The following is a 13,045-nucleotide window of genomic DNA, read 5'->3' on the forward strand; positions in this document are numbered from 1 at the left end:
GAGCAAGGGGAAGCCATGACGTTCACCATGCCGCGCCTGAGCGCGATGATGTTTCTTCAGTTCTTCATCTGGGGGGCTTGGTTCGTCACCCTGGGCACCTACCTGGTGCAGGGGCCGCTGCAGGCGAGCGCGAGCCAGGTGGCGACGGCGTTCCTGAGCCAGTCCATCGGCGCCATCGTCGCGCCGTTCCTGGTCGGGCTGGTCGCCGACCGCTACTTCGCCGCGCAGCGCATCCTGGCGTTGCTGCATCTGGCCGGCGCGGCGCTGATGTGGGGCGCCTCCGCGGCGACCAGCTTCGGCGCGTTCTCGGCCTGCGTCATGGCCTACATGCTGTTGTTCATGCCGACGCTGGCGCTGGCCAACAGCATCGCGATGCGGCACATGCACACGCCCGAAAAGCAGTTCCCGCCGGTGCGCGTGGCCGGCAGCATCGGCTGGATCGTCGCCGGCGTGCTGATCGGCTGGCTCGGCTGGGAACAGGCGCACCGGCTCGATCTGACCTTCAAGATGGCCGCGGCGGCTTCGCTGCTGCTCGGCCTGTATGCGCTGACCCTGCCCGACACGCCGCCGCTGGAGCGGCAACGCAACGCCGGGCTCGGCCAGATCCTGGGGCTGGACGCGCTGCGCCTGTTGAAGTCGCGTTCCTATCTGGTGTTCTTCCTGGCCTCGATCGCGATCTGCATCCCGCTGTCGTTCTACTACAACTTCACCAACCCCTATCTCAACGACCTCGGCGTGCGCGGCGCGGCGGGATTGCAGTCGCTCGGCCAGGTGTCGGAAGTGCTGCTGATGCTGGCCATGCCGTTCCTGTTCGCGCGGCTCGGGGTCAAGACCATGCTGGCGCTGGGCATGGCGGCGTGGGTCCTGCGCTACGTCCTGTTCGCCTACGGCGATGCGGGCGCCGGGTTCGCGCTGCTGGTGACCGGTATCGTGCTGCATGGCATCTGCTACGACTTCTTCTTCGTCACCGGTCAGATCTATACCGATGCCCACGCCGGGCCGGCGTTCCGCAGCAGCGCGCAAGGCTTCATCACCCTGGCGACGTACGGCGTCGGCATGCTGATCGGCAGCTTCCTGTCCGGCGCGGTCGTGGAGCATTACACCACGGCGGCCGGCCGCGACTGGCAGCAGATCTGGCTGTTCCCGGCCGGCGTCGCCGCGGTCGTGCTGGTGGCGTTCCTGTTGTTGTTCCGCGAGCGGCCGGCCGGCGTTTCAGCCCCCTCCCCCACTGAGGACGCACAGCGATGAGCCAGTTGGGAGTCGCCATCGTCGGCACCGGCATGATCGGCAACGTGCATCGCCGCGCGGCGATCCTGGCGGGCGCGCGCATCGTAGGTGTGAGCGCGTCCTCGCCGGAACGCGCGCGCGAGGTGGCATCTGCCTGGAACTTGCCGCGCGCCTATCGCGATATCGAAGAAGCGCTCGCCGACCCGCAGGTGCAGGTCGTGCATATCTGCACGCCCAACCATCTGCATCGGGCGATGGCGCAGGCCGCGCTTGAAGCCGGCAAGCACGTGATCTGCGAAAAGCCGCTGGCGACGACGCTGCAAGACGCCCGGGCCCTGGCGGCGCTGGCCGCGAGCAGCGGGCTCGTGGCCACGGTGCCGTTCGTCTATCGCTATCACCCGGTCGTGCGCGAAGCGCGTGCGCGCATCGCCGAGGGCGAGCTGGGGCCGCTGCGCCTGATTCACGGCAGCTACCTGCAGGACTGGCTGCTGGATCCGGCCAGCAACAACTGGCGCGTCGATCCGGCGTTGGGCGGCGCCTCGCGCGTGTTCGCCGATATCGGCTCGCACTGGTGCGACCTGGTGGAATGGGTCAGCGGCGAGCGATTCGCCGAAGTCAGCGCCGCCTTCGAAACCGTGATCGCGCAGCGCAGCGTCGCCGCCGGCCAGAGCTACGCCCGGCCGGCCGCCGACGGTGCGATGCAGGCCGTCTCCAGCGAAGACGTCGCCGCGGCCCTGTTCAAGACCGCCGGCGGCACCTTGGCCACCTTGACCGTCAGCCAGGTGTCGGCCGGGCGTCGCAACCGCCTGTGGTTCGAGATCGACGGCGCCCGGGCCAGCGTCGCATTCGACCAGGAAGACAGCGAACGGCTCTGGATCGGCCTGCCCGACCAGCGCGAAGAGATCTTCGTGCGCGGCCCGGCGGCAGGAAGCGCGGAGCAACGCAGGCTGTCGGTGCTGCCGGTCGGCCACGCGCAGGGCTACGGCCATTGCTTCGATGCCTTCGTCGCAGACACCTATCGCGCCATCGACGCCGAAGCGCCGGACGGGCTGCCGACCTTCGACGACGGGCTGCGCTCGGCGTTGATCGTCGACCGCGTAATCGCATCGGCCCGCACGCGCACCTGGACCGCCATCGGCCAGGCGCACGACGAGGAGCGCCGCTCCGCCTGACCCCAACATCCGCCACGACGAGACCCTGGCCCTCGCATACCCGGGCCATCGCCTCGCCCGCAGCCATCGAACTCCCGGGAGGACACCATGACGATCGCCATTGCGCGCAGCCTTGCGGCCGCCGCACTTCTGTTCCTGACCGCTACGCCCGCTTTCGCGCAACAGGCAAAATCTCAGCTGCGGCCCATCGCGGTGCAGATGTACACGCTGCGCAACGTCGCCTCGCTCGAGCAGCAGTTGAAGATCGTGCACGACGCCGGCATCCGCGCGGTGGAGACCGTCGGCACGCAGGACGTCTCGGCGAAGACGCTCAAGCAGCTGCTGGACAAGTATTCGATCAAGGCGATCTCGACCCACGCGCAACTGGCCAACCTGCGCAGCGATCTCGACGGCGTGGTGGCGTTCAACAAGGCGATCGGCAACACCACGCTGGTGGTGCCCTACCTCCCGCAAGAAGAGCGCCCGACCGACGCCGCCGGCTGGACCGCGCTGGGCAAGGAGCTGGGCAAGATCTCGAAGAAAGTCCGGGCCAAGGGCATGACGCTCGCCTACCACAACCACGATTTCGAGATCGTCGATTTCGGCGGCAAGACCGGACTGGAGCTCATGTTCGAAGGCGCCGGCCCGCAACTGCAGGCCGAACTCGACCTGGCCTGGATCGCGCGCGCCGGCCACGACCCGGCGGCCTTGCTCGGCAAGTTCCGCGGACGCGTGTTCGCCGTGCACGCCAAGGACAACGCGCCGCCCGACCAGGCAAAGGACGAAGACGGTTTCGCCGCGCTGGGCCAAGGCGTGCTGGACTGGAACAAGATCCTTCCCGCCGCCGCACGTGCAGGCGTGCGTTGGTACATCATCGAGCACGATCAACCGCGCGACCCCGCTGCCGTCATCTCGACCGGCGCGGCCTACCTCAACGAACACCTGCCCGCAGGCGCGGGCCGCTGATCGCGGAGAACGTCCATGTCGAAATCGCTCCGGATCGCCACCCTGCCCTTGTTCGCCGCCGCGTTCGCGGCCGCGCCTGTTGCCGCCCAGGATGCCGCGGCGGGCGCCAAGCTCTATGCCGCAAACTGCGCGTCCTGCCACGGCCCCGACCGCGCAGGCATGGGCGAAACCTTTCCCGCCCTGACCGGCGTGGGCAAGCGGCTCGACGCGAAGAAGATCAAGGAACGGATCAAGACCGGCGGCGGGCTGATGCCGCCGTTCGGGCAATTGTCCGAGAAGGATCTCGAAGACATTGCTGTCTTCCTGAAACAGTAGGCGCAGGCGCGGCGGCCCGCGCCGCGCACGCCGCTTACAACTCGCGCACCCAGATGTTGCGGTAGCTGACCTTGGCGTCGTGATCCTGCAAGTAGATCGGCGCGCAGCCGTGGGGCGAATAGGACGGCGCGCCGATGTATTCGGTCTTGCCCGACACAACGGTGTCGTCCTGCACGAGCACGCCGTTGTGCAGCACGGTGATGCGCGCGGGCGAAACCAGGCCGCCGCCTTGCGAGAAGCGCGGCGCCTTCCAGATCACGTCGTACGCCTGCCACTGGCCCGGCGCGCGCGAGGCGTTGACCAGCGGGATCGCCTGCTTGTAGATCGACGCCGCCTGGCCGTTGGCATAGGTCGGATTGCCGTAGCTGTCGAGCACCTGCAGTTCGTACAGCTCCTGCAGGAAAATCCCGCTGTTGCCGCGGTGCTGGCCGTCGAAGCCCTGGGTCTTGGCCGGGGTGCGCCATTCGATATGCAGCTGGATGTCGCAGAAGCGCTGCTTGGTGCGGATGCCCTTGCTGCCCGGCACCACCGTGACCGCGCCGCCGGCGACGCTCCACGGGGCGTTGCCGCCCTGCTCCGCTTCCCAGGCCGAGAGGTCCTTGCCGTCGAACAGCACCACCGCGTCGGAGGGCGCGGCGTCCTTGGGCGTGGCCACCACCGCGGGAACCGGCTTCCAGACTTCGGTCCTGGCCGGATCGCGCTGCGCATCGACCGGCGTCTGCGCGACTGCGGAGCCTGCGGCCAACAGGCCCAGCGATACCAGGATCGCTTCGATCAGAATCGGCTTGCCCATCGTTCCTCCACGAACAGCGGCGCGATTGCGTCGGCGCATCATCAGGTGGCCCAAGCGGGCGTGCCCGGCACGTAAGCCGCATCGCCGTCGTAGCGGCCCGGCACGGCGACGTAGCGCAGCGCCTGGGTCGACCCGGCCTTGGACGTGAAAAATCCGAACAGCACGAGCTGCTTGATCATGGTGAAGTAATGCGGCTTCAGCGCCTTCCGGTTGTCGCCGCCGGTGGCGATCGCCATCGAGTTGATCCGCTGCCCGGCTTCGGCATCGAGCGCACGCAGCAGTTCGGTGCGCGCCTGCGCGGACAGCGACACGAAGCGGCCGCCCGCGCGTTGGTCGAGGTCGGCCAGGCCTGCGCGGAAGATCGCCTGGTACTCCGGGGTGTAGCAATCGCTCACGAATGTCGCAATGAACAATCCCGTGCCCGCGTCCTTCGCGCCCGGCGTCTTGGTCCGCGGCAGGATGGTGTCGGCGATTTCGTCGAGCTTGGCCACGTCGGCCTCGGAGAACGCGCTGTTTCCGCTCGGGACCGGCGCCTGCCCGAAGACGAAGGCCGGCACGCCGATCATGGCCGCGCCGGTGGCGGCGGCGATCATCTTCAACAGCTCGCGACGTTCCATCACAGGTTCCCCGCCTTGAGTTCGCGCACGGCATGGTCCGCCGCGCGCGCGGTCAGCGCCATGTAGGTCAGCGACGGATTCACGCACGCGCTGGAGGTCATGCAGGCTCCGTCGGTCACATAGACGTTCGGCGCATCCCAGACCTGATTGTGCATGTTGAGCACCGAATGCTTGCGGTCGCGCCCCATGCGCGCCGTGCCCATCTCGTGGATGGCCATGCCCGGGGCGTAGTCGTTCTCGTGCACCTTGACGTTCTTGACCCCGGCTGCTTCCAGCATTTCGGCCGCGTCCGCGCCCATGTCCTTGCGCATGGCCAGTTCGTTCTTGCGCAGGCTCACGTCCATTGCCAGCACCGGCAGCCCCCACTTGTCCTTGCGCTGCGGATCCAGGCCGATCTTGTTGTCGTGATGCGGCAGCATCTCGCCGAACCCGGTCATGCCGATCACCCAGTCGCCCGGGACGCTCAGCGCGTCCTTCAGGTCGGCGCCGATGCTGAGCTCGGCGATGTCGCGCGACCAACCGGTGCGGCTGGCCGAGCCCTGGTAGCCGAAGCCGCGCACATAATCGCGCTTTTCCTTGCCCAGGTTGCGGAACCGCGGAATGTAGAAACCGCACGGGCGGCGGCCGAAGTAGTACTTGTCTTCATAACCTTCGACCGTGCCGGACGCGCCGACGCGGAAATGATGGTCCATGACGTTGTGCCCCAGCTCGCCCGAGGACGAGCCCAGCCCGCCGTGCCAGACATCGGTGGCCGAGTTCATCAGCAGCCAGGTCGAGTTGAAGGCCGATGCGTTGATGAAGACGAGCTTGGCGGTGTACTGATACGTCTGGCCGTTCTCGGCATCGATGATCTCGACCCCGCGCGCGCGCTTGCGGTCCTTGTCGTAAAGCACTTCCTTGACGATCGAGAACGGGCGCAGGGTCAGGTTGCCGGTCTTCATCGCCGCCGGCAGCGTCGCCGATTGGGTCGAGAAATAGGCGCCGAACGGACAGCCCAGGATGCACTTGTTGCGGTATTGGCAATTGACCCGGCCCTGCTCGGGCTTGGGCTGGGTGATGTTGGCGGTGCGCGAGTGGATCAGGTGGCGGGTGCCGCCGAACGCCTTCTTTATCCGCGCCGCCACGTCTTTCTCGACGACGTTCAGCGGAATCGGCGGCAGGAACTGGCCGTCGGGCAGCACGTCCAGCCCCTCGACGGTGCCGGCGATGCCGGCGAACTTCTCGACGTGGTCGTACCAGGGCGCGATGTCGGCGTAACGGATCGGCCAGTCGGTGGCGATGCCTTCCTTGAGGTTCGCCTCGAAATCCAGGTCCGACAGGCGATAGCTCTGCCGGCCCCACATCAGCGAACGGCCGCCGACGTGATAGCCGCGGAACCAGTCGAAGCGCTTGGTTTCCGTGTATGGGCAATCCTGCTCGTCGGCCCACATCCCCATCGTGTCTTCGGCCAGCGGGTAGTCGCGCTTGAGCACCGGGAACGCCGCTTTCATCTCCTGGGTGGCCCAGGTGCGGTGCGGGTAGTCCCACGCTTCCTTCATCGCGTTGACGTAGCCCTTGACGTGCTCGATGTTGCGGCCGCGTTCCAGCATCAGCACCTTGAGCCCTCGCTCGGTTAGCTCCTTGGCCGCCCAGCCGCCGCTGATGCCCGATCCGACCACGATCGCGTCGTAATGATTGTCTGCCATGAGGTGTCCTCAGGTGGATATCGGCTTCAGACGTCGCACAGGCGTATCGCCTCGCGCAGCGAAGCGACGGGATCGGGCGCCGTAGGCGAGAATTCCTGCGCGAGGTAACCCGTAAAGCCGGTGTCGCGGATCGCGCGGCAGATGGCGGGATAGTTGAGTTCCTGGTCCGCGCCGATCTCGTTGCGGCCGGGCACGCCCGCGGTGTGGTAGTGCTTGAAGAACGCGTGGTGCTTGCGGATGCTGGCGATGATGTCGCCTTCCATGATCTGCATGTGGTAGATGTCGTAGAGCAGGCCGAAATGATCCGACCCGATCCGCTGGCACAGTTCGACGCCCCACGCGGAGCGATCGCACAGATAGTCGGGGTGGTCCACCCTGGAATTGAGCAGTTCCATCACCAGCACCACGCCGCGCTTTTCGGCATGGCCGAGAATGCGCTTGATCCCGGCCTCGGCGTTGGCCAGCCCCTGCTGCGGATCCATGCCGTTGCGGTTGCCGGAAAAGCAGATGAGGTTGCGGTAGCCGGCATCGGCGACCAGGTCGATATGGCGGGTGTAGCGCTGCACCAGTTCATCGTGGAACTCGGTGGCGGCGAAGCCTTTGGTCAGGCCGAGCTCGGCGCCGTTGCACATCGAACTGAACACGCCGTGCGCCTTCAGGGTCGGCCAGTCTTCGGGGCCGACCAGGTCGATAGCGGAAAAGCCGATGTCCTTCACCGTCTGGCACAGCTGGGCGACCGATTGCTTCGGGAACGTCCAGCGGGCGACGGATTGCTTCAGCCGGCCCTTGAGCTTGCCCTCGGGCGGCGCGGCGGCGGCCATTGCGGGCGCGACTGCGGCCGCGGTGAGTCCCAGGCCGGCCATGGCCGCGGCACGGATCGCGTTTCGCCTGCTGATCTTCGGATTCATAAAGCTCATCTACCCTTCCTGACGCCATAACCGAAAGGTGGCTCGGACAAATCTTTCGAAGCATCGTCCCCGCGACGGATGCGCACCGCCCGCTCGGTGCATCGAATCGATCGAGCGGATATCACACCGCCCCTGAGCCTTGCAGCCCGCATGAAACCGCAAAAACTGCCGGGATGCAATCGATTGCGCAATAACGGGGCGATGCGAGATTTTATGTTGCACGGCACAACGGTCGCGGTGGTTCGTCCGCTCCCGCGAGCGCGCAACCGTTCGATGATTTTCCGATGAAGTTCATGCAGCGATGACTGTGAAAGATCATCCTCATCGCGGTTTACGCCAATGCGGCCGCCTGTTTAGCCAAGGCAATAAAGTTGTTCGATTCGTTGCCCGTTCTCCAAGTTTTGTCGGAGAGACGTAGCGAACGGATGGGCGGTTCAAAACCTACCTCCCTCGGCGGCATACCGCTCAGCGCGTCGCGGGCGCCGTTTCGGGCATCCGCAAGATAACCGGCAGCACCGCCAGCGCGACCGCTGCGATCATCACGCCCGGCAACGGCGGCCACCCGCTCAAGCCGACCCAGTATTCGGCCAGCACCGGCGTCAGCCCGCCGAACAGTGCGGTCGCGGCAGTCGCGCCCAGCGCCAGTCCGCTGAGCCTGCCTTCGCCGGAAAACTGTTCGGCGGTCGTCACCGCGCCCACGGCGCTGACCCCGCCGGCGACGCCGGCCAGCACCGCCGCGCCCAACCAGGCGGATGCGCCCGATGTTCCGGCCATCAGATCGAACAACAAGATGGGCAGCAGCGCGCTGCCCAGGCACAGCGCCAGCAGCACCGGGCGCCGCCCGAACCGGTCGGACGCAGCGCCGGCCACAGGCGTCACCAGGATCACCACCAGCGCCGCCCACACCGCCAGATTCAGGGCCGCCGCTTCGGAGGCTGCGTTCACTGACACGACGAACGTCGGCACGTAAGCGATGCCGACGTAATAGGTGACCGAGCCGAGCGCGGAGATCGCGAAGCCGCGCGCGATGCCCGCACGGTGGTGCTTGAGTACGAACGCGAGCGGCGCGCGGGGCACGCTGCGCTCGCGCTGTTGCCGCAGGAAGTCCGGCGACTCCTGCATGGCGGTGCGGAAGATCCATACCATCATGGCCATGGCCGCGCCGAACAAGAACGGCAAGCGCCATCCCCACGCATCGAGATCCGACGGCGGCAACAGATTCACCACCAGCGCCGCGGCGCCGACCGCCAACAAGGCGCCGACCTCGCTCGCTGCGGCGGCCAGCGAGGTCACCAGTCCGCGCTTGGCTGCGGGCGCGCCTTCCATGAGATAGGCGACTACGCCGGTGTACTCGCCGCCGACCGCAAAGCCCATGACGCAGCGCAGGCCCATCAGCGCGATCCCGGCCCAGGGGCCGATGTCTTCCCGGGTCGGCAACAGCGCCGTCAACAACGTCGCCGTCGTCATCAAGCCGATCGACACCAGCATCATCGAGCGGCGGCCGTAACGGTCGCCCAACTGCCCGAAAAACACCGCGCCCAGTGGGCGCATCAGGTACGCGACGGCGAACGTGCCCAGGGTGAGCAACAACGAAGTCGAGTCCGTTCCGAAGAACACCCGCGACAGGGTCGTCGCGAAGTAGAGATACAGGGTGAAGTCGTACCACTCCACCACCGTGGAGAACGCCGCAATGGCCATCGACCGCCTGGACACGGCGTTCGCGTCCCGCGCTGCGGCGCTCATCGCGGCTCGACCAACTGTGACGGTGCGCGCATCACGAGGGGTTTACCCCTTTAAAACAGCGGTTGCATGCACGTTAGCATGCGGCGGCGGCCGATCGACGCGGAGCCGCGGCTTGGTATCCGCGTCGGTCGAAGGAACAGGCGGCTTGGCGCCCGGTATCGATAGCGAGATCTCGACCGCAGCGGATTCGCGATCCGCTACGTCGAAGCGCTTGCGTTACGGCGCACTGCGCTCACGAAACGACCGGGCCGCCGCGCCGACCAGCGCCCCGACTTCCCCAATCCATCGCTCCCGATCCTCCGCCCCGCTCGCCGCCATCGGCCCGTACATCCGCCGGGTCACCGTGGCCACGCCGCACAGGCCGAACACGCTGGTCTTCCACATCCGCTCGAGCGGATCGCCGAATACGTCGCGCTCGCGTTCGACCGGGGTGTTGGAGGTGTTGAACACGAAGGCCTCGCGCGCCTTGAGCAATCCGATCGGTACGCCGTCCGGGCCCGCGCCTTCGGGATAGGCATACGCGGTGTTCAGGCGGAACACGCGGTCGATCCAGCCTTTCAGGATCGCCGGAGGCTGGCTCCACCAGTTGGGGTGGAACACCAGGATCAGGTCGGCCTGCTGCAGTTCGGCGCAATGCCGTTCGACGAGTTCGTCGTCCGAAGCGGTGTTCAAGGCCTCCACGACGGGTTGGACGGGGTTGAAGCCTTCGGCGTAAAGGTCGTGTTCGCGAACCGCGAATCCGGTTGCGCGAAGCACGGCGCCGGCCTGCGCCGCCATCGCGTGGCTGAAGCTGGTCGGGCTGGGATGGGCGACGATCGAGAGCGCGAGCATGGATATTCCCGAAGCGGTTGGAACGCGTGCGCGCTAGCCTATCAGGGCCGCGGACGCAGCCGCGCTGCCTGCGGCGATGCACAGACGCGGTCTAGGCCAACGCGCGCTTGAGGTAAGGCGCGGTCCGGCTCGGCTTGGCGCGCGCGACATCTTCAGGCGTGCCGGCCGCAACGATCGAGCCGCCCTCCTCGCCCGCGCCCGGGCCGAGGTCGATGACCCAGTCGCTGTCGGCCACCACCCGCATCTCGTGCTCGATCACCACCACCGTGTGGCCGCCATCGACCAGGCCATGCAACTGCGCCATCAGCTTGTCGACGTCGGCGGCATGCAGGCCGGTGGTCGGTTCGTCGAGCACGTACAAGGTATGGCCGCGCTGGCTGCGGTGCAGTTCGGTGGCGAGCTTGATCCGCTGCGCTTCGCCGCCCGACAGTTCGGTGGCCGGCTGGCCCAGGCGCAGATAGCCCAGGCCGATGTCGCGCAACACCGTCAGCGGCCGGGCGATGCTGTCTTCGTCGTGGAAGAAGGCCAGCGCTTCGGCGACGGTCATCGCCAGGACCTCGGCGATGTTGCGCTCGCGCCAGGTCACTTCCAGGGTTTTCTCGTTGTAGCGGCGGCCGTGGCAGGTCGGGCACGGCGCGTACACGGTCGGCATGAACAGCAGTTCGACCTGGACGAAACCTTCGCCTTCGCAGGTCGCGCAGCGGCCTTTGGCGACGTTGAACGAGAACCGCCCGGCGTCGTAGCGGCGCGACTTGGCCAGCGGGGTCTGCGCGAACAGCTTGCGCACCGGGTCGAACAACCCGGTGTAGGTCGCCAGGTTCGAGCGCGGGGTGCGGCCGATGGGTTTCTGGTCGACGTTGACCAGGCGCTTGATCGTGTCGGCGCCGCGGCCGAGCCGGCCCGAGGTGGTGCGCAGTTCGCCGGGCTGAGGCGGGCCGTCGTCGTCCGGTTCGGCCTCGGGTTCGTGGCCCAGATGCGCGCCCATCAGTTCGATCAAGGCCTGGCTGATCAGGCTCGACTTGCCCGAGCCGGACACGCCGGTGACCGCGGTCAGCACGCCCAGCGGAATGCGCGCGTCGACGCCGTGCAGGTTGTTGCGGTGCACGCCGTGCAGTTCCAGCCAACCGGCCGGCGTGCGCCGCGCGTGGTCGCGCGCGCGGCGCTGTTCGGCGAACAAATAACGCGCGGTCTGCGAGGCCGCGACTGCGCGCAAGCCGTCGGGCGGGCCGCTGTACAGCACTTCGCCGCCTTCCTGGCCGGCGCCGGGGCCGACATCGACGATCCAGTCCGCGCGCCGCATCATGTCCAGGTCGTGCTCGACCACGAACACCGAATTGCCGGTGCCCTTGAGCTGGTCCAGCGCGCGATGCAGCGCCTCGCTGTCGGCCGGATGCAGGCCGGCGGAGGGTTCGTCGAGCACGTACACCACGCCGAACAGGTTGGAACGGATCTGGGTGGCCAGGCGCAGGCGCTGCAGTTCGCCGGGCGACAGCGTCGGCGTGGTCCGATCCAGCGCCAGATAACCCAGGCCCAGCGCCTGCAGCGCGGCGATGCGCTCGACCAGATCGTGGGCGATGCGCTGCGCGGCGATGCGTTTTTCCTGCGACAGGTCCGGGGTGCGGCGCACGTCGGTGCCGCCGGCGTGGGCCGAGCCGCCGCGGGCGACGCGGCGCACGGTGTCGCTGCGGCTGGCGGCGCGGCTGCGGGTGGCGCCGGCCGCCGGCGCATCGAAACGTCCGGCTGCGGCCGGCGCCAGCGTTTGCGCGATCGCGTTCAAAGACAGCCGCGACAGGCTGCCGATGTCGAGGCCGGCGAAGGTCACCGACAAGGCCTCGGGTTTAAGCCGGCGGCCGTCGCACACTGGGCAGGCGGCGCCGGTCATGAAGCGCGCGACGCGCTTCTTCATCAGCGCGCTTTGGGTGGTGGCGAAGGTGTGCAGCACATAGCGGCGGGCGCCGGTGAAGGTGCCCATGTAGCTGGGCTCGGCCTTGCGCCGCAGCGCGGCGCGGGTCTGCGCCGGGGTCATGCCGGCATAGACGGGTGCGACGGGCTGTTCTTCGGTGTAGAGGATCCAGTCGCGGTCTTTCTTCGGCAGATCGCGCCAGGGAATGTCGACGTCGTAGCCCAGCGTCACCAGGATGTCGCGCAGGTTCTGCCCGTGCCAGGCCGGCGGCCACGAGGCGATCGCGCGGTCGCGGATGCTCAGCGACGGGTCGGGCACCATCGAGCGCTCGGTGACTTCGTAGACGAAGCCCAGGCCGTGACAGTTCGGACATGCGCCTTGCGGCGTGTTCGGCGAGAAATCCTCGGCGTACAGCATCGGCTGCTGCGCCGGGTAGGTGCCGGCGCGCGAATACAGCATGCGCAGCAGGCTCGACAGCGTGGTGACGCTGCCGACCGTGGAGCGGACGTTGGGCGTGCCGCGCTGTTGTTGCAGCGCCACCGCCGGCGGCAGCCCCTGGATCTCGTCGACGTCGGGCACGCCGACCTGGTCGATCAGGCGGCGCGCATACGGCGACAGCGATTCGAGATAGCGCCGCTGCGCCTCGGCGAACAAGGTGCCGAAGGCGAGCGAGGATTTTCCCGAGCCGGACACGCCGGAGAACACCACGAACGCGTCGCGCGGGATGGCGACGTCGACGTCCTTGAGGTTGTGCTCGCGAGCGCCGCGCACGCGGACGAAGGCGCTGTCGTGGAATGGCTGCGGGGAGGGGGAACGGGTGGCCATGAGCGGTGGTGCGGTATCGGGGGCGCACAGTGTGAACCCAATCGCGTCGGCGTCGCCATCATCGCGCCTGGCGCGTCCCGG

General features: G+C 67.7%; 11 protein-coding genes. 4 read left to right on the top strand and 7 right to left on the bottom strand.

Going from position 1 to position 13,045, the window contains the following annotated elements; genetic code table 11:
- Positions 1-15: 15 nt before the first annotated feature.
- From BLU84_RS14130 to BLU84_RS14145, 4 genes are all read left to right on the top strand, one after another.
- Positions 16-1,248 (top strand): MFS transporter, encoded by a 1,233-nt coding sequence (locus BLU84_RS14130; protein WP_074868218.1) that lies wholly within the window; start codon positions 16-18, stop codon positions 1,246-1,248.
- Positions 1,245-2,399, top strand: coding sequence for a Gfo/Idh/MocA family protein (locus tag BLU84_RS14135; protein ID WP_074868221.1), 1,155 nt, complete (start codon positions 1,245-1,247; stop codon positions 2,397-2,399). The genes BLU84_RS14130 and BLU84_RS14135 overlap by 4 nt, the downstream gene beginning before the upstream one ends.
- A gap of 87 nt (positions 2,400-2,486) precedes the next feature.
- Positions 2,487-3,344, top strand: coding sequence for a sugar phosphate isomerase/epimerase family protein (locus BLU84_RS14140; RefSeq protein WP_074868224.1), 858 nt, complete (start codon positions 2,487-2,489; stop codon positions 3,342-3,344).
- 15 nt (positions 3,345-3,359) lie between these two features.
- Positions 3,360-3,659 (top strand): c-type cytochrome, encoded by a 300-nt coding sequence (locus tag BLU84_RS14145; RefSeq protein WP_074868227.1) that lies wholly within the window; start codon positions 3,360-3,362, stop codon positions 3,657-3,659.
- A gap of 34 nt (positions 3,660-3,693) precedes the next feature.
- Here BLU84_RS14145 and BLU84_RS14150 read toward each other — a convergent pair whose 3' ends face one another.
- The 7 genes from BLU84_RS14150 to uvrA all read right to left on the bottom strand — a co-directional run bounded on the left by BLU84_RS14150 (position 3,694) and on the right by uvrA (position 12,964).
- Positions 3,694-4,452, bottom strand: a complete 759-nt coding sequence (locus BLU84_RS14150) for a 3-keto-disaccharide hydrolase (RefSeq protein ID WP_074868231.1) — start codon at positions 4,450-4,452, stop codon at positions 3,694-3,696.
- 41 nt (positions 4,453-4,493) lie between these two features.
- The gene (locus BLU84_RS14155) at positions 4,494-5,069 is read right to left on the bottom strand and encodes a gluconate 2-dehydrogenase subunit 3 family protein (RefSeq protein WP_074868234.1); all 576 of its coding nucleotides are present in this window, start codon (positions 5,067-5,069) and stop codon (positions 4,494-4,496) included.
- Entirely contained in the window at positions 5,069-6,754 is a 1,686-nt protein-coding gene (locus BLU84_RS14160; RefSeq protein ID WP_074868237.1) for a GMC oxidoreductase, read from the bottom strand. Before BLU84_RS14160 ends, BLU84_RS14155 begins: the two co-directional genes overlap by 1 nt.
- Positions 6,755-6,780: 26 nt before the next feature.
- Positions 6,781-7,617 carry a hydroxypyruvate isomerase family protein gene (locus BLU84_RS14165; RefSeq protein WP_233431142.1) on the bottom strand — a complete coding sequence of 279 codons (837 nt, stop codon included), beginning with the start codon at positions 7,615-7,617 and terminating at the stop codon, positions 6,781-6,783.
- Positions 7,618-8,127: 510 nt separating this feature from the next.
- Entirely contained in the window at positions 8,128-9,405 is a 1,278-nt protein-coding gene (locus tag BLU84_RS14170) for an MFS transporter (RefSeq protein WP_074868243.1), read from the bottom strand.
- Between the two features lie 216 nt (positions 9,406-9,621).
- A complete protein-coding gene (locus tag BLU84_RS14175) occupies positions 9,622-10,236 on the bottom strand; it encodes an NAD(P)H-dependent oxidoreductase (RefSeq protein WP_074868247.1) in 615 nt (204 codons plus the stop codon).
- A 91-nt stretch (positions 10,237-10,327) separates the two neighbouring features.
- Positions 10,328-12,964 (bottom strand): excinuclease ABC subunit UvrA, encoded by a 2,637-nt coding sequence (uvrA, locus tag BLU84_RS14180; protein ID WP_074868251.1) that lies wholly within the window; start codon positions 12,962-12,964, stop codon positions 10,328-10,330.
- Positions 12,965-13,045: the final 81 nt, after the last annotated feature.

The sequence above is a fragment of the Lysobacter enzymogenes genome, from assembly GCF_900106525.1.
In the GTDB taxonomy this organism is placed as follows: Bacteria; Pseudomonadota; Gammaproteobacteria; order Xanthomonadales; family Xanthomonadaceae; genus Lysobacter; species Lysobacter enzymogenes.